This is a genomic window from Nonomuraea solani (genome assembly GCF_900108335.1).
GTDB classification, from domain to species: Bacteria; Actinomycetota; Actinomycetes; order Streptosporangiales; family Streptosporangiaceae; genus Nonomuraea; species Nonomuraea solani.
Genome location: NZ_FNVT01000004.1, coordinates 289,962 through 306,778, shown reverse-complemented (window position 1 = coordinate 306,778; position 16,817 = coordinate 289,962). Strand labels below are relative to the sequence as shown.

Annotated in this window: 14 protein-coding genes; 9 read left to right on the top strand and 5 right to left on the bottom strand. The window is 71.3% G+C overall.

The window, feature by feature from the left end:
* Nucleotides 1-8: 8 nt before the first annotated feature.
* Together C4V41_RS16965 and C4V41_RS16960 are read left to right on the top strand one after the other, a co-directional pair.
* Complete coding sequence (locus C4V41_RS16965) at nt 9-3,050, top strand: lantibiotic dehydratase (RefSeq protein ID WP_103956846.1); 3,042 nt, start codon at nt 9-11, stop codon at nt 3,048-3,050.
* Nucleotides 3,047-4,255 (top strand): lanthionine synthetase C family protein, encoded by a 1,209-nt coding sequence (locus C4V41_RS16960; RefSeq protein WP_103956845.1) that lies wholly within the window; start codon nt 3,047-3,049, stop codon nt 4,253-4,255. The genes C4V41_RS16965 and C4V41_RS16960 overlap by 4 nt, the downstream gene beginning before the upstream one ends.
* On the opposite strand, the gene C4V41_RS16955 is transcribed toward C4V41_RS16960, so the two are convergent.
* Nucleotides 4,248-5,117, bottom strand: a complete 870-nt coding sequence (locus C4V41_RS16955; protein ID WP_103956844.1) for an MsnO8 family LLM class oxidoreductase — start codon at nt 5,115-5,117, stop codon at nt 4,248-4,250. The two genes, C4V41_RS16960 and C4V41_RS16955, sit on opposite strands and share 8 nt — an antisense overlap.
* A gap of 52 nt (nt 5,118-5,169) precedes the next feature.
* Here C4V41_RS16955 and C4V41_RS16950 point away from each other — a divergent pair, with 52 nt between their 5' ends.
* A complete protein-coding gene (locus C4V41_RS16950; protein ID WP_160150304.1) occupies nt 5,170-6,366 on the top strand; it encodes a lanthionine synthetase C family protein in 1,197 nt (398 codons plus the stop codon).
* Between the two features lie 3 nt (nt 6,367-6,369).
* Here the strand turns inward: C4V41_RS16950 and C4V41_RS16945 are convergent, their stop codons facing one another.
* Nucleotides 6,370-6,561: a hypothetical protein gene (locus C4V41_RS16945; protein WP_103956842.1), complete on the bottom strand. Its 192-nt coding sequence runs from the start codon at nt 6,559-6,561 to the stop codon at nt 6,370-6,372.
* Between the two features lie 121 nt (nt 6,562-6,682).
* On the opposite strand from C4V41_RS16945, the gene C4V41_RS61840 reads away from it, so the two are divergent.
* On the top strand, nt 6,683-6,826 hold the full coding sequence (locus C4V41_RS61840; RefSeq protein ID WP_160150303.1) for a hypothetical protein: 144 nt from the start codon (nt 6,683-6,685) through the stop codon (nt 6,824-6,826).
* 62 nt (nt 6,827-6,888) lie between these two features.
* Nucleotides 6,889-8,724 carry an ABC transporter ATP-binding protein gene (locus tag C4V41_RS16940; protein WP_103956841.1) on the top strand — a complete coding sequence of 612 codons (1,836 nt, stop codon included), beginning with the start codon at nt 6,889-6,891 and terminating at the stop codon, nt 8,722-8,724.
* Here C4V41_RS16940 and C4V41_RS64220 read toward each other — a convergent pair.
* The 3 genes from C4V41_RS64220 to C4V41_RS16925 form a co-directional block, all read right to left on the bottom strand.
* Nucleotides 8,685-8,795, bottom strand: a complete 111-nt coding sequence (locus C4V41_RS64220; protein ID WP_407669999.1) for a hypothetical protein — start codon at nt 8,793-8,795, stop codon at nt 8,685-8,687. The genes C4V41_RS16940 and C4V41_RS64220 overlap by 40 nt on opposite strands.
* Complete coding sequence (locus tag C4V41_RS16930) at nt 8,792-9,082, bottom strand: ATP-binding cassette domain-containing protein (protein WP_103956839.1); 291 nt, start codon at nt 9,080-9,082, stop codon at nt 8,792-8,794. The genes C4V41_RS64220 and C4V41_RS16930 overlap by 4 nt, the downstream gene beginning before the upstream one ends.
* Nucleotides 9,083-9,192: 110 nt before the next feature.
* Nucleotides 9,193-11,178 (bottom strand): right-handed parallel beta-helix repeat-containing protein, encoded by a 1,986-nt coding sequence (locus C4V41_RS16925; RefSeq protein ID WP_103956838.1) that lies wholly within the window; start codon nt 11,176-11,178, stop codon nt 9,193-9,195.
* A gap of 286 nt (nt 11,179-11,464) precedes the next feature.
* Between C4V41_RS16925 and C4V41_RS16920 the strand changes: the two genes are divergently transcribed.
* The 4 genes from C4V41_RS16920 to C4V41_RS16905 are packed head-to-tail and all read left to right on the top strand — an operon-like array spanning nt 11,465 to nt 16,495.
* Nucleotides 11,465-11,935 carry a formate dehydrogenase subunit gamma gene (locus tag C4V41_RS16920; RefSeq protein ID WP_103956837.1) on the top strand — a complete coding sequence of 157 codons (471 nt, stop codon included), beginning with the start codon at nt 11,465-11,467 and terminating at the stop codon, nt 11,933-11,935.
* A complete protein-coding gene (locus C4V41_RS16915; RefSeq protein ID WP_103956836.1) occupies nt 11,932-13,455 on the top strand; it encodes a formate dehydrogenase beta subunit in 1,524 nt (507 codons plus the stop codon). Before C4V41_RS16920 ends, C4V41_RS16915 begins: the two co-directional genes overlap by 4 nt.
* Entirely contained in the window at nt 13,452-16,256 is a 2,805-nt protein-coding gene (fdhF, locus tag C4V41_RS16910; RefSeq protein WP_103956835.1) for a formate dehydrogenase subunit alpha, read from the top strand. Before C4V41_RS16915 ends, fdhF begins: the two co-directional genes overlap by 4 nt.
* The gene (locus C4V41_RS16905; RefSeq protein WP_103956834.1) at nt 16,253-16,495 is read left to right on the top strand and encodes a formate dehydrogenase subunit delta; all 243 of its coding nucleotides are present in this window, start codon (nt 16,253-16,255) and stop codon (nt 16,493-16,495) included. The genes fdhF and C4V41_RS16905 overlap by 4 nt, the downstream gene beginning before the upstream one ends.
* Nucleotides 16,496-16,817 lie beyond the last annotated feature (322 nt).

Sequence of the window (16,817 nt, the reverse complement as noted above, 5' to 3'; positions counted from 1 at the left end):
GTCGGTTCATGCCCATGAATTTCGGCGGCGCCTCGTTCGGGCTGTTACGGGTTCCCGCCCTGCGGCCCGGGGCCGCCGCGAGCACCCTGACCGGCCCCGACTTCGACGACCCAGCCGAGTCCGGCCGGATCCGGGCGTACATCAGGCAGATCGTCGCCGACCCTTTCGTCCGTGAAGCCATCGAGGTGTCGAGCGGTTCCCTGGCCCGCGACCTCGCCAAAATCGACGACGGCCGGGAAATCGCCTTTTCCAAACTGCGGCGCGTCGCTTATGCCGTCACCAAATATGTGCTGCGCATGTCGCACCGGCCGACTCCGTTCGGGCTCGCGGCCGGTGTGGCGGTCGCGCGGTTCGGTGCGCCGGTGGGTTTTCTGGCCGGGTTGCCGCCCGTGAAAGCCGTGCGGCCGGCCATGGACTGGCTGCTGGCCGCCGTACACGAGTGGGAGCGCCTGCCCGACGTGCGGCGGCGGCTCCTGCTGGTCCGCAACGACCTGGCGACGTCGCGTGGCGACCGGCTCGTCCTGCCGTACGTCCGGGCCGCGGGCGGCAAGGTGACCGACTTCGAGGTGTCGGTACGCGACACCGAGGCGGTCCGCGTCTGCATGGACGCCGCCGACCGGCCCGTGTCCCACGCGGAGCTGCTGGCCGAGCTGTGCGAGTCGTTCCCCGGCGTGACCGAGGAGACCGCGGCGGGCCTGATCGACTCGCTCGTCGAGCAGGAGTTCCTGGTCAGCGAGCTGCCGCCGCCACCGGACTGCGCCGACCCGCTGGGGCACGTGATCGACCGCCTGGAGGCGGACCACCCGCGTACCGGGGCGCTGCGCGAGATCAGGACGGCGATCGGCGCGTACGCGGCCACCCCGCCGGGCGAGGGCACCGCCGACCTGCGGGAACTGGTGTCGTCGATGTCCCGGCTGCACGCGGGCGAACGGCCGCTGCAGGTCGACCTGCGCGCCGGAGTCGAGGCGAACCTGCCCGACGTGGTGCTGCGCGAGCTCGAAACCGCGGTCGACCTGCTGTGGCGCATGACCTCCGACGAGCTTCCCGACCACTACGCCGAATACCACCAGGCGTTCGTCGAACGCTACGGCCTCGGCTGCGCCGTTCCGCTCGGCGAGCTGCTGGACCCCGCCCGCGGCCTGGACGCGCCGGCCACGTACGTGCTGCCGGCCAGTTCCCGGCAGCTCATCCACCGGCCGCCGCGACCGGACACCGCAAGGCGACGGCGGCTGGCGGAGCTGGCCATGACCGGCGAGGAGGTCGTCCTCGACGAGGCGTCGATCGCCGCCCTCGTACGCCACGACGGCACCTCCAGACCGGCCCCCGACCTGGACGTGTGCGTGACCCTGCTGGCGGACTCCATGGCGGAGATCGAGCGCGGCGAGTTCCGCCTGGTCCTGGCGGCGGGCCTGGGCTCGATCGGCCCCGGGTCGTTCTTCGGCCGGTTCACCGCGATGTTCGACGGCCTGGCGGACCAGATCAGGCAGATCGTGTCGCCACAGGAGCAGGAGGCGGTGCCCGCCCAGCTCTTCTACCAGCCGAACGAGTCACGCTCCGGCAACGTCATCCAGGTGCCGCCGATCCTGCCGCACCGGGTGGCCGTCGGCATGTACGCCGACCGCGGCCAGGACGGCGTGCTGGGCCTCGACGACCTGGTCGTCTCGGCCGACACCCATCGGCTCTACGTCCATTCCAGGTCGCTGGGCCGGGAAATAGTCCCGATGCCCTTCAACATGCTCAATCCGTACCGGAACCAGCCGAACGTGGCACGGCTGCTCGGCGAGATCGCCTTCCACCGCGCCGGCGGCGTCTCGGCCTGGTCCTGGGACGGCCTCACCGACCTGCCGTACCTGCCCCGAGTCCGATACGGCCGCACGGTGCTGTTCACCGCCCGGTGGCTACCCGCCCCCGAACTGCGCGACCCGAACCTGTCCTGGGAGAAGTGGCTGGAGGCCCTGCACGGGTGGCGCGAACGCTGGTCGGTGCCCGGCCACGTGGAGGTCGTCTCACACGACCTGCGCCTCCCCCTCGACCTGACCGCGCCCCCGCACCAGCGGCTGCTCAGACGCGAACTGGAAAGAGACCGCACCGCCGTGCTGGCCGAGCCGCCGGGCGGCGGTTCCCCGGGAACGGGCTGGTGCGAGGGCTCAGGCAACGAGATCGTCGTCCCGCTGACCGGCCGATCCGGCACCGCACCGGCCACGCCGCCGTCAGCCACCCTCGACTGGCCCCGGCGCCGCCACCACCCCGGCGGGGAATGGCTCTACGCCAAACTCTTTCTCATCGGTGAGCACCAGGACGAGCTGCTCATCGACCGGCTGCCCGCCCTGCTGGACCGGCTCCGGCCCGCGATCGACCACTGGCACTTCCTGCGCTACCGCGACCCCGAACCCCACCTGCGGCTGCGCGTCGCCGGCACCCCGGAGACGCTGTCCGGCCACGTCCTGCCCGCCCTCCACGACTGGGTGGCGGCCAACTGCGCCGCGGGATCCCTGCGGCGGATGGTCCTGGACACCTACCAGCCCGAGTACGTCCGTTACGGCGGCGAGAAGGCGATGCCGGCGGCCGAACGGTTCTTCCACGCCGACAGCGAGGCCGTGGTGCGGCAACTGGGCCTGCTCCGCGACGGCGTACTGACCCTGGAGCCGGAGCTGGTGGCGGCGGCGAACTTCATGCGGATCGCCCGCGGCCTCGGCGGCGACGACTGGGCCGCCCACTACCTGGAGCACATTCCCAAGGGGGACCATCACGTGGCGTTCCGGCAGCACCGCAGGGCCGCCGTCCGGCTCATCGACCCGGCGGGCGGCTGGACGGCCCTGGCCGCCGAGCCCGGCGGCGCGCGACTCATCGAAAGCTGGGGGCCGCTCGCCGACTACGCCGCCGAGCTGGAGTCCACCGACCCGCGGACGCGCCTGGACATCGTCAGGAGCGTGCTGCACATGCACGCCAACCGGCTGCTCGGCATCGACCGGGCGGCCGAGGAACGCGCGTTCGCCCTGTTCAGAGGCGTTCTCGACGCCGACGCCCAGCGCAGGAGGTTCGCCGGATGAGCGACGCGCAGGAGATCGCGAAGCTCGTCGGCGAGCGCCTGGCGGACATCGTCCAGGAACCCGGTCTTTCCCTCGCCGCCGGCTTCCCCGCCGCCGCCCTGCTCCACGCGGAGCTGGGAGCCCGCGACCGGGCGCACGCCATGCTGGCGCGGGCCATCGCACAGGAGCCTCCGCCCGGCGGCGGATCGCTGTACGACGGCCTGACCGCCCTGGCGTTCGCCGCCCGCAACACCGCCGCCACCCCGGCCGACTACCGCCACCTGCTGTCGCAACTGGACCCGTACGTGGCCGACCTCGCCCGCGTCCAGGTGAGGCACTGGAGCCGGCAGCCCCTCACCGTGTCGGGCTACGACGTCATCCAGGGGCTGACCGGGCTCGGCCGCTACCTCCTCATGGCCGCGCCCGGCGACCTGCCCGAGGTGCTGTCCTTCCTGGTCACCGTCGCCGGGAAGCCCGCCGAGGTCGCCGGGCACGAGGTGCCGGGCTGGTGGGCCACGGGACCGCCGTGGATCGAGGGCCTGAACGACCCCCGCTACGCGCACGGCCACGCGAACCTCGGGCTGGCGCACGGCATCGCCGGCCCGCTCGCGCTGCTCGCCCTCGCCTGGCGGGACGGCCACCGGGTGCCAGGACAGCGGCAGGCGATCGAAGGGATCACGGAGTTTCTGCTGCGCTGGCGGCGTCCGGACGCGTTCGGCCCGCGCTGGCCCGGCACGCTCACCCTCGACCAACTGCTCGGCCGCGAGGAGCCGCCGGTCGTGTGCAACGCCACCTGGTGTTACGGCGTCCCGGGCATCGCCCGCGCGATCCAGCTCGCCGGGCTCGCCCTCGGGCGGGCGGACTGGCTGCGCGTCGCCGACGACGCCATGCGCTCCCTGCTCGACCGGCCGGTCGAGCAGCTCCACCTGACGGCGGCCGGCCTGTGCCACGGCTGGGCCGGGCTGCTGCAGGTCGCCCTGCGGATCGCCGCCGACAGCGCCGACGAGGCCCCGTCCCTGGTGGCCGCCCTCGCCGCCGAGCGAACGGTCGCGCACTTCGACCCCGCGCTGCCGTACGGCTTCCGCTACCCGATGTCCGCGACCGAGCCGCCCGCCGACGGGGCCGGGCTGCTCGACGGCGCCGGTGGCACGGCGCTGGCCCTGTACGCCTACGCCAGAGGCGGCGTTCCCGCGAGCCGGTGGGACGCCGCCCTGCTGATCAGCTGAGAGGCGCGAGCAAGGTGTACGAGTGCCTGCGGGCCGCCGCGTCGAACACGTTGGTGACGATCATGAGCTCGTCGGCGGCGAGCTTGCCGGACAGCACCGCCAGGGCCCCGCGCACGGTGGGCCCGTCGCCCACGGCCACGCCGTCCGGCCCGCCCGCCGCCCGCCAGAGCCGGAAAGCCGCCTCTTCGGTGTCCGCGGCGATGGCGGCCACGCTCACCAGGCAGTACGGCTCACCCAGCCGCGCCGAGGCCCGGAACGAGCCGCGGTACGTCCCCAGCGCGCCTTCGGCGCCGGCCGCGTTCAGATGGTGGGCGAAGGCGTACGGCAGCCCGAGCTCCCCGGCGAGCCGCGCGCTCGACTCACTGGCGCCGAGCAACCAGAGCGGCGGCCCCGGCACGGCCGCCGGGCTCACCCGGATCCCGCTGTGATGACGGCCGTCCAGAAAGGCCGCCAGGTCGGCGAGCTTGCCGGCGAATCCCGCCGGGGCACCCTGGCGCAGCACCCGCGCGATCTCGGCGGTGGCCCCGGCGGCGCTGCCGACGCCGAGGTCGATCCGCCCGGGATGCAGCCCTTCGAGGGTCGCGAACTGCTCGGCGACGACCATCGGGGCGTGGTTGGCCAGCATCACCCCGCCGGAACCCAGCCGGATCGACGTCGTGGCGGCGGCGAGGTGGGCGATCAGCACGGCGGGCGCGGCGGCGCCGACATTGGGCACGCCGTGGTGCTCTCCCACCCAGTAGCGGCGAAAGCCGCGCGACTCGGCCAGACGTGCCAGGTCCGTGCTGGCGCGCAGGGCCGCCGCCGCGCCGCCGGGCGGTGCCAGAGGAACAAGATCAAGAATCGACAAGGGGCTTCGCACCATGGGCGGAATCGTAGGAACGGCCGCTAATAATCCGATGTCAGCTGGAGGAACGATGCAGGACACGGCCAGCCGGGTCGCCCGGCTCGTGGTGGACCCCGTACGGCGGGAGGAAGCTCTTGACCGCCTGGTGCGGACCACGCTCAAGCCGGAGATCGCTGGCTGGAGCCCTGAGAGCCTGTCCCGGGGCGGCGCGGGCCTGGCGCTGCTGTGCGCCGCGCTGGACGAGGCGCGCCCCGGCGAGGGATGGGACGCGCGGGCCCACGAGTTCCTCGCGGGCGGCCTCGCCGTGGCCGGAGCGCCGGACGGGCCGCTGTCGTTGTTCTCGGGCCGGGTCGGGTACGCCGCCGCCGTGTGGGCCTGCGGCCGGGGCGGCACCCGCTATCAGGCGCTGACCGACGAGCTCGACGCGGCCATGCTGCCGCTCATGCGGACCGTGGCCGAGCGACTCCCGCCCGGGCCGCACTACTACGACGTGGTCTACGGGATCTCCGGCTGGGTGGGATATCTGACGGTACGGGAGCGTACGCCCGCCGTGGACGCGGTCTGCTCAGCCGTCGCCGCCGCGCTGATCCGGCTGCTGAGCCCGCGCGGGATCGCGGACCTCGGTTACCTCCTGGAGCCGGGCCGGCCCGTGGTGGATCTCGGCCTGGCGCACGGCGTGGGGGGCGTGCTCGCCGCGCTCTCCCTGCTGCACCGCCGCACCCCGGACCCCGACGCCGCCGCGGCGATCCGGTGGGGCGCCGAGTTCCTCATGCGGCACGTCCTGGACGGCATGTGGCCGGCCCGCGTCGATCTCGATCCCCGTCCCGACGACGGGAAACGCTCGGGCGGCGGCTCGTGGTGCCACGGGGACGCCGGTGTCGCCCGCGCCCTCTACCTGGCCGGCCAGGCGCTGGACCTGTCATGGATCCGCGACTTCGCGGTGGACGCGGCGCGCCTGCGGTGCGCCACGCCGGTGCCGGTGCCGTCCCCGAACCTGTGCCACGGCCTGGCCGGGCGATGGCTGCTCACGGCGGCCTTCGCGGAAGACACCGGCGACCCGGTGTTCCGCACGGCCGCCGACGGCCACGCCGCAGAGCTGCTCGGCCGCTTCCGGCCGCGGTCGCCGCTCGGCTACGCCGACGTCGAGGCCGACGGGCGCCAGGTGGACAACCCCGGCCTGCTCAAGGGCGCCGCCGGGGTGGCCCTGACGCTGCTGGCGACGGAGGGGAAGGGCGTGCCGGGCTGGGCCCGGCTGCTGCTCGTGTGAGCCTCAGCAGACCTTCGACCCCTGGTAGCAGCAGGTGTCGAAGCAGGTCGGCCAGACGGTCTGCGGGCAGCCGACGCCGTCGTCGGCCAGGCACAGGGTCAGATGGACGGTGTCCGCCCTCGTGCCGGCGTCGACGGCGGGCGCCGGAACGGTGCGCAACTGGAGATCGAAGACGTTTTCCCTGACGTTTTCCATGATCGGGCACGCTATCCGGCCTCCCTTTCTTCACTCTTTCGCCGGAAGCGTCCGCGCGACAGGGAGCCGACAGGGCCGTCGGTGATGCTGACGGAGTTCGCTATCCAGAAGGAGAACTGTGATGCGCAAACGTACCGGTGTGGCCGCGGCCCTCGGAGCCGTACTGATCGCGGCGGTCACCGTGGTGGCGGCGGCGTCCGTGGCGCAGGCCGCGGGTGACGGCGGCGAGACGCCGGTCAGCACCCAGACCCACAAGATGGAATAACCCGTCCACCGAGGCCCCGCCCGGCGGGGCCTCACCGGCTCTGAGGAAAGGGATCGGCCTCGATGATGTCCGGCCTGGTACAGGCGGTGTCGCTGGCACGGCGTTCGGCCCCCGCCCATCTGCTCGGTCATCTCGGGCTGACGGCGGTCAGTGTCGCCGCGCCGATCGTGACGGTATGGCTGACCAAACTGACCGTGGACGAGCTGGCGACGCCCAGCTCCTGGCACAACGTGTGGCTGCTGGCGGTCGGCCTGGCCGTGGCCGGCCTGCTCAGCGCGGCCGGTCCCCAGGCCAGCCGCTATCTCGTGGCCGAGTCGAACCGCAGGATGGCGCTGACGGCCAAGGACGAGCTGTTCGCCGCCCTGGAACGCCAGATCGGGCTGGCCCGGTTCGAGGATCCGCCCTTTCTGGACCGGTTACGGCTCGCCCAGCAGAGCGCCGCCGCGCCCGGCGGCATCCTGGAGTCCGTCCTGGGCGTGGGACGCAACGTCCTGACGGGGCTCGGCCTGCTCGGCACGCTGACCGTGATCAGCCCGCTCGTCACCGTCGTCGTCCTCGCCTCGGGCCTGCCGATGCTGCTCGTGGAGCTGCGGCTGTCGCGGCGGCGGGCGCGGACGATGCAGGACATCAGTCCCGCCCAGCGGCGGGAGATCTTCTACCAGGAGCTGCTGGGCGGGGGGAGCGCGGCCAAGGAGGTGCGGCTGCTCGGCCTCGGCGGGTTCCTTCGCGGGCGGATCCGGGCCGAACTGCGGCTCGCCAACGCCGGCCAGCGGGCCATGGACTGGCGCGAGTTCGTCATGCAGAGCGTCCTGGTGGTGATGTCGGCAGTCGTGTCTGGGTTCGGCCTGATCTGGGTGATCGTCATGGTGGCCGGCGGGCAGGGCACGGTCGGGGACGTGGCCCTGCTCATCGGCGCCCTGGCGGGTGTGCACGGGGCGCTGGCGGGCGCGGTGTCCGCCACGGCGGGCACGCATTTCCAGCTTCTGACGTTCGGGCACTACATGGCCGTCCTGCGCGCCGAACCGGACCTCGCCCAGCCGGCCGCGCCGCGCCGCCTGCCCGAGCTGCGCCGCGGCATCGAGTTGCGCGACGTGTGGTTCCGCTACAGCGACGAGCATCCGTGGATTTTGCGCGGCGTGGACCTGTTCATCCCGCACGGCTGCTCCGTCGCCCTGGTGGGGCTCAACGGATCCGGCAAGAGCACGCTGGTCAAGCTGCTCTGCCGGCTCTACGACCCCGTACGCGGGTCGATCCTGTGGGACGGGGTCGATCTGCGCGACGTGCCGGTGACGGAGCTGCGTACCCGGATCGGGGCGGTGTTCCAGGACTTCATGAACTACGACTTCAGTGCCGCCGACAACATCGCCGTCGGGGACCTGTCCGCGGCCCCGCCCAGGATCGAGGACGCGGCGCGGCGGGCCGGCGTACACGAGACGCTGCGCGATCTCCCGCAGGGCTACGACACCCTGCTGACCAGGATGTTCTTCGGCCTGGCCGACCGCGACGACGAAAGCACAGGCGTGGTGCTGTCGGGCGGGCAGTGGCAGCGGATCGCCATCGCGCGGGCGTTCCTGCGGGCCGACCGCGACCTGATGATCCTGGACGAGCCGAGCGCCGGGCTCGACGCCGAGGCCGAGCACGACGTGCACTCCCGGCTGCGGGAGATCCGGTCCGGCCGGACGAGCCTGCTCATCTCCCACCGGCTCGGCGCCGTACGCGACGCCGACCTCATCGTCGTGCTCGCGGACGGCCTGATCACCGAGAGCGGGCGGCACGCGGACCTCATGGCGGTCGGCGGCACCTACAGCCGCCTGTTCGACCTCCAGGCGTCCGGCTACCTGGCCGAGACCGTTCCGGATCAGGCGTCGGTGGCCGGCTTGAGCAGGCCCGTCTCGTAGCCTGCCGCGACCGCGGCGGCCCGGTCGTTGACCCCGAGCTTGCCGAAGATGTGCAGGAGATGCGTCTTCACGGTCGCCTCCGTGACGAACAACTTCGCGGCGACCTCACGGTTGGTCGCACGCCGATGCGCTGCAGCAGCTCGCGCCGATCGCGCTGCGGGTCCAGCCCCAGCACCCGCAGCGTGCCGCCGTCCCGCCGCCGCAGCCCTGACGCGCACTCCACGGTGGTGGTCTTTCCCGCGCCGTTGGGCCCGGCGATTCCGAAGATCTCCCCTTGCTCCACGGTCAGGGAGACGCCGTCGACCGCCTGGCCGCCTCTGTAGCTCTTGCGCAGGTCGTTGATCTCGATCACTGTCATGCTCTGAGAATCACCGGCGGACGCCGTCGCCGATATCCACCGAACGGTGGATGCCCGTCGGAACGGACAAGGCCGCCTCCGAAGCTCGGAAGCGGCCCTGCCACCTGCGATCAGGCCTTTTTCGTGACCTGTCCTGGACGGATCGCCAGATCATCGATCTGGAAAGCCGGCCCGGCGGTGCTCGCGTTCCAGACGAAGGTCCAGTCGACGCGGGTCGCGCCCGCGGGCGCGGTGAACGTGCCGGCCGCCTCGGTCCAGGCGGTCTTCTGGGCCAGGGAGATGGCGTCGGTACGCAGCACCGTCCCGGACTCGTCGCGCCACCGCACATTCCACGTGACGGCGGGCATGGTCGCCACGGCCTCCCGGTACCACAGCGATACCTGGTAGCTCGTACCGGCGACCACGCCGCTGTATCCGGGGAAGTTGTCGAGCGCCACCGCGCTGCCACCGGACTGGGTGCCGGTCATCTGCAGCGAGCCCGTGCCGCCGTGCGCGTTGCCTGTCTGGCGCGCCACGCCGGCCCCGTACCAGGGGGTGTAGGGCGAGGTCGTCGTACCGGACTCGAAGTCGTGCTCGGCGATCGCCGGCGGGACGGGCGCGCCGCCGTCGAACGTGCTGCGGGCGTCCTGGCCGTACTGCGGGCCCGCCCACTGTCCGGGCGAGATGCGACTGCCCATGTCGGCGACCCTGAACTGCCACGGTCCCGTGTAGGTGTTGTCGTGCCAGGAGTTGTTCGACCCGTGGACGATCTTCTGCTGGATCACGGCACCCTTGTACGGGGACCAGTCCGGATATGTGCCCCAGTTGGACAGCAGGGCCATGTGCCCGCAGTACTGCGTCGGGCAGCCACCGTTGACCGCACTGGGGTCGAAGGCGAACGTGTTGTGGTGGATGTCGACGTTCTTCGTCCACCAGCGGCAGTCGGTGTAGAGCGGCTCGCCGGCGATGGCGGGAGCCGAGCACTGTGAGGTGTTGGTCGGCCCGACGATCAGCGTGCAGTCGCCGGTCGTCGAGGCCGGGCTGTTGCAGAACCGGTCGGCGTTCGCCCAGGCGGTGATCCCGCCCCAGTTGTTCTCCAGCCGGTTGCCGGTGATCTCGATCTTGCTGGTCCGTGCTCGCACACGGGGCTCACCATCCGCCTCGGACAGGTAGATCGCCGCCTCGGGGAACGGGTCGCCCTTCGTCGCCCGCTCGGCGCCTGATTTCCAGGCGTTGCCGCGGATGGTGTTGTTCCGGATCACCACGTTGTAGCTGATCTCGTAGAAGATCGCGAGCGACTCGTTGTCCTCGATGAGGTTGTTCTCAATGAGGAAGTCGTTGTTGTTGGTGTCGGCCCAGACCCCAGGCCCGTGGTTGCCGTGGACCCAGTTGCCGGTCACGTCGGCGCCGTTCACGGCCCAGAACTTCATGCCACCGGTGCACCCGCACCCGGGGACCTGCTGCTCCCAGTCATCGGTGTTGTTGCCGGTGAACTCGTTGTCCGCCACGACCAGGCCGGTGATGGTGTTGCCGGCCTTGTAGGCGTTCAGGCCGTACTGCCCGTTGTCCTTGAGGCAGTTGCCACGGATCTTGTTCGTGGCCCCGGCCATCAGCCCCGCGCCGCGGTTGTCGCGGATCGTGTTGTGCTCCACGACCCAGCCGTCGCCGGAGTCGTGGTTGACCACACCCTCATCGTGTGGCGCGATGAACCCGGTGATGGTCAGGTACCGGATCGTGACGCCGGTCGCCTTCTGAGTGAACGCGTACTTGTTCAGCCCCTGCCCGTTCAGCACCGCGCCGGGCGCGCCGATGAACGTCGCGCCGTCGCCGGGCATGATCTGGGCGTACTCGCCGGTGCCCAGCGTGTGCGTGCCGGTCTCGAAGTAGTAGGTGGTGTTCGCCTTGCGTAAGTCCACGCCGCTGTTGTCGCCCGCGGGGACCACGACCGCGCCGGTGGGCGGTGTGGCCGGGCCGTTCAGCGACGAGCTGCCGCAGACCGCCGCCGTTGCCGTCGTCGAACGGGTTGCCGATTCGACCGCGTCGCCACTCGCCGGCGTCGCGCCGCCCATGACGGCCGCGGCGAGAGCCGCCAACGCCAATGGCCAGGTTCTTCGCATTCCTGTTTTCCTCCCGATTGTGACGGGCCCTGGCCGCGCTTGACGCCGGCCGTCGCTGCTGTGGCCAGAGCTCGCCCTTACTTCAAGATCAAACGCTGAGAGAGTACTGCGGGGCCCATGCCGCCGTCCGGCTGATCAGGGATGGCGATATCCCCCTATAGGGGCGCACCCCGTCCGGCCTGCGTTGATAGGCGCCGACTTTCAGGCAATAGAAGAAAGTGATTGGACATGCCCGCCGGCCATGCGTGACCTTGCAAGTGCAAGGCTCCTGATCGAAAGGCTGGTCATGACGTCGCCGACGCAGTCTCTTGAAGATCGAGTACGTTCGGTCGCCGCGCGGCACCGCGACGACCGAGGCCCTCTGCTGCCGATCCTGCACAGCCTCATGGAGGATCTGGGCCATATCGACCCGGCGGCGATCCCGATCCTGGCGGACGAGCTGAACCTCTCAAGGGCCGACGTGCACGGCGTCGTCACCTTCTACCACGACTTCCGCCAGACCGCTCCTGGCCGGACGACGGTCCGGATCTGCCGGGCGGAGGCGTGCCAGGCGGTGGGCGCGGCCGGACTGGTCGACCGGGCGAGGACCCGGCTCGGCATCGGCCTCGGGGAGACCACGCCGGACGGGGCGATCACCCTGGAACAGGTCTTCTGCCTCGGCAACTGCGCGACCGGCCCATCCGTACAGGTCGGCGACCGGCTGCACGGCCGGGTCGGGCCGCAGGAGCTCGACCGCCTTCTGGAGAGCGCCACGTGACCGTCTACGTCCCGCGCGACTCCGCCGCCCGGTCCGTGGGGGCCGACCAGGTCGCTGAGCGAATCGCCAGGGAGACCCGTGTCGTGCGCAACGGCTCCCGCGGCATGTTGTGGCTCGAACCGCTGGTCGAAGTGGAGACGCCGGCCGGACGGGTGGCGTACGGCCCGGTGACCCCGGACGACGTCGAGGACCTGCTCGCCTCGGGACTGCTCGACGGAGCGCCGCACCGCCTGTGCCTCGGCCCGACCGAGGAGATCGCCTGGCTGCGCGACCAGACGCGGGTGACCTTCGCCCGGGTCGGCGTCATCGACCCGGTCTCTCCCCCCGACTACACCGCCCACGGCGGGCTCGCCGGGCTGAGACGCGCCCTGTCCCTCACCCCCGAGCAGGTCGTGGCCGAGGTCACCGACTCCGGGCTGCGCGGCCGGGGCGGCGCGGGCTTCCCCGCGGGCATCAAGTGGAAGACCGTGCTCGGCGCCGCGTCGGAGCCGAAGTTCGTCTGCTGCAACGCCGACGAGGGCGACAGCGGCACCTTCGCCGACCGGATGCTGATGGAGGGCGACCCGTTCACCCTCATCGAGGGGATGACGATAGCCGCCTGGGCGGTCGGGGCGAGCGAGGGCTACATCTACGTCCGCTCCGAGTATCCCGACGCCGTGGCCACGCTACGTGCGGCGATAGACGCCGCCTATGCGCGGGGCTGGCTCGGCAAGCGGGTCCTCGACCACGACTTCGCCTTCGACCTGTTCGTACGCGTCGGCGGCGGGGCGTACATCTGCGGCGAGGAGACCTCCATGCTGGAGAGCCTGGAGGGCAAGCGCGGCATGGTGCGCGCCAAACCGCCGATCCCGGCCCTGGAGGGTCTGTTCGGCAAGCCCACCGTGGTCAACAACGTGCTGACCCTGGGCTCGGTGCCGATGATCCTGGCCGACGGAGCGGAGGCGTTCGCGGAGCTCGGGGTGGGCCACTCGCGCGGCACCCAGGTCTTCCAGCTCGGCGGCAACATCGCCCGCGGCGGCATCGTCGAGACCGCCTTCGGCATCACCCTCGGCGAACTGGTGGAGGGGTACGGCGGCGGCACCCGGTCGGGCCGGCCGGTGCGGGCCGTGCAGGTCGGCGGGCCGCTCGGCGCCTACCTGCCGACGTCCCGGTTCGACCTGCCCATGGACTACGAGGAGTTCGCCGCGGCGGGCGCGATGGTGGGCCACGGCGGCGTGGTGGTGTTCGACGACACCGTGGACATGGCGGGGCAGGCCAGGTTCGCCATGGAGTTCTGCGCCGCCGAGTCGTGCGGCAAGTGCACGCCGTGCCGGATCGGCGCGGTGCGCGGGGTCGAGGTCATCGACCGCATCGTCGCGGGCGAGAACAGGGGCGCCAACCTCAAGCTGCTGAACGACCTGTGCCACCTGATGACCGAGGGTTCCCTCTGCGCGATGGGCGGCCTGACACCGATGCCGGTGCGCAGCGCTCTCACCCACTTCCCCGGTGACTTCGGAGCGACCACGGAGGAACGGCCATGAGCCTGATCAAGGAGCAGGACTACGGCACTCCGGCGCGCCCGGGCGAGGCGACCGTGTCCGTGGAGATCGACGGCACGACGGTGCTGGTCCCGGAGGGGACCTCGGTGATGCGGGCCGCGGCCGAGTGCGGCATCGACATCCCGAAACTGTGCGCCACCGACAACCTGGAGCCGTTCGGCTCGTGCCGCCTGTGCCTGGTCGACATCGACGGCCGCAGGGGCTCCCCGGCGTCGTGCACCACCCCGGTGGCCGAGGGAATGAAGGTGCGCACCCAGACGCCCGAGCTGGCGGAGCTGCGCCGCGGCGTCATGGAGCTGTACATCTCCGACCACCCGCTGGACTGCCTGACCTGTCCCGCCAACGGCGACTGCGAGCTGCAGGACATGGCCGGCGTGGTCGGCCTGCGGCAGGTCCGCTACGGCTTCGACGGCGAGAACCATCTCGACCTGCCGACCGACAGCACCAACCCCTATTTCGACTTCGACGCGAGCAAGTGCATCGCCTGCTCGCGCTGCGTGCGCGCCTGTGGTGAGGTGCAGGGCACGTTCGCCCTGACGATCGAGGGCCGCGGGTTCGAGTCGAAGGTCGCCGCCGGTGCCGGTGGCACGTTCATGGAGTCCGACTGCGTCTCCTGCGGCGCCTGTGTGCAGGCCTGCCCGACGTCCACGCTGCAGGAGCGGTCCGTGGTCGAGCTCGGCATGCCGGCCCGCAGCGTGCTCACCACCTGCGCCTACTGTGGCGTGGGCTGCTCGTTCAAGGCCGAGCTGCGCGGCGACGAGGTCGTTCGCATGGTGCCGTACAAGGACGGCAAGGCCAACGAGGGACACTCCTGCGTCAAAGGCCGCTTCGCCTTCGGCTACGCCTCGCACCCCGACCGTCAGCTCAAGCCGATGGTGCGCGAGCGGATCACCGACCCCTGGCGCGAGGTGGAGTGGGAGGAGGCCATCGGCCACGTCGGCAGCCGCATGCTGGACATCCAGGCCAGGCACGGCGCCGGCGCGATCGGCGGCATCAGCTCCTCCCGGTGCACCAACGAGGAGGTGTACGTCGTCCAGAAGATGGTGCGCGCCGCCTTCGGCAACAACAACGTGGACACCTGCGCCCGCGTCTGCCACTCGCCGACCGGCTACGGGCTCAAGCAGACGTACGGCACTTCGGCCGGCACCCAGGACTTCAAGTCCGTGGACGAGGCCGACGTCATCCTGATCATCGGGGCGAACCCGACCGACGCCCACCCGGTGTTCGGCTCGCGGATCAAGCGCCGCCTGCGCCAGGGCGCCAAGCTCATCGTCGCCGACCCGCGCAAGATCGACCTGGTGCGCTCCCCGCACGTCCAGGCCGAGCACCACCTGCCGGTGCGGCCCGGCACCAACGTGGCGCTGATCAACGCCATGAGCCACGTCGTGGTGACCGAGGGCCTGGTGGACCGGGAGTTCGTCGCCGAGCGCTGCGAGGACTTCGCCGAGTGGGAGCGGTTCATCTCCGCCCCCGAGCACAGCCCCGAGGCGGTCGAGTCGATCACCGGCATTCCCGCGGCCGAGCTGCGGGCCGCGACCCGCCTGTACGCGGGCGCGCGCAACGCCACCATCATGTACGGCCTGGGCGTCACCGAGCACAGCCAGGGTTCGACCATGGTGATGGGCATGGCCAACCTGGCCATGGCCACCGGCAACATCGGCCGTAACGGTGTCGGGGTGAACCCGCTGCGCGGGCAGAACAACGTACAGGGATCGTGCGACATGGGCTCCTTCCCGCACGAACTGCCCGGCTACCGGCACATCTCCGATGACGTGGTGCGCGGCACCTTCGAGACGCTGTGGGGCCGGGTGCTGCACCCAGAACCGGGCCTGCGCATCCCCAACATGTTCGACGCCGCGATCGACGGCACGTTCATGGGCCTGTTCGTACAGGGTGAGGACATCGTCCAGTCGGACCCGAACACCAAGCACGTCACCGCCGCCCTGTCGGCGATGGACCTGGTGGTCGTGCAGGACCTGTTCCTCAACGAGACCTCCAAGTACGCGCACGTCTTCCTGCCCGGCACCTCGTTCCTGGAGAAGAACGGCACGTTCACCAACGCCGAGCGCCGCATCAACCGGGTCCGCCCGGTGATGGCGCCGCGGACCGGCAAGCACGAGTGGGAGATCGTCTGCGAGATCGCGCAGGCGATGGGCTACCCGATGAAGTACGACGACTCCGCGCAGATCATGGACGAGATCGCGATGACCACGCCCACCTTCGCGGGAGTGTCGTTCACCAAGCTCGACCAGGTCGGCAGCGTCCAGTGGCCGTGCAACGACGCGGCGCCCGAGGGCACGCCCATCATGCACATCGACGGGTTCGTCCGCGGCAGGGGCCGGTTCATGCTGACCGACTACGTCCCGACCCAGGAGCGCGGCACCCGCAAGTTCCCGCTGATCCTGACGACGGGACGCATCCTGTCGCAGTACAACGTGGGCGCCCAGACCCGGCGTACCGGAAACACCGCCTGGCATCCGGAAGACCTGCTGGAGATGCACCCGCACGACGCCGAGGTGCGCGGCATCCGTGACGGCGACACGGTGGCGCTGGCCAGCCGGGTCGGCGAGACCAGCCTCCGGGTCAAGATCGCGGAGCGGATGCCGGTCGGGGTGGTCTACACGACCTTCCACCACCCGGTGACCGGCGTGAACGTCGTGACCACGGAGAATTCCGACTGGGCGACCAACTGCCCCGAGTACAAGGTGACCGCGGTCCAGGTGTCACTGCCGCACCCGACCCCGACCCCGGCTTCGGCTTCGGCTTCGGCTTCGGTGACATGATGACGCCAACGCCTCCGCACATCCGCCTGTCGAACGAGATCGCGGCGCAGTTCCGCACCCGCGAACCGGCCTGGGCGGCCGAACAGATCGCCGCCCACATCCACACCTTCTGGGACCCCCGGATGCGGGCCATGCTGCTCACCGACGCGGCCGCCGCCGACGGCCGCCTGGACCCGCTCATCGTGGCCGCCGCCGCCCTCCTGCCCCCGGCACGCGAGGACGGACACAGGCGGGCGTGACGCCGAGGGTCACGTCGGCCAGGGGCGCCTTTGAAGTGCGCCTCCTCGGCCGGCCTCCCAAGGCGACATGGAGCGAGGCGTCGCCTGACGGCTGGTCTCACAGGAGGTGAAAGAGGCCGCTGGTCTAACCGGGTCGGGGTGGCGGTGTGTCCAAGGCCAGAGTTGTCATCACCGCTGTTGTCGTCGAGGGGCGCTCTCAAGCAGAGGTCGCCCGCTCCTACGGGGTGTCCAAGGGCTGGGTGTCCAGCTCGTGGCCCGCTACCGGACCGAGGGGAGGCGGCGTTCGAGCCCCGATCGCGACGGCCGCCGACTACGCCGGAAG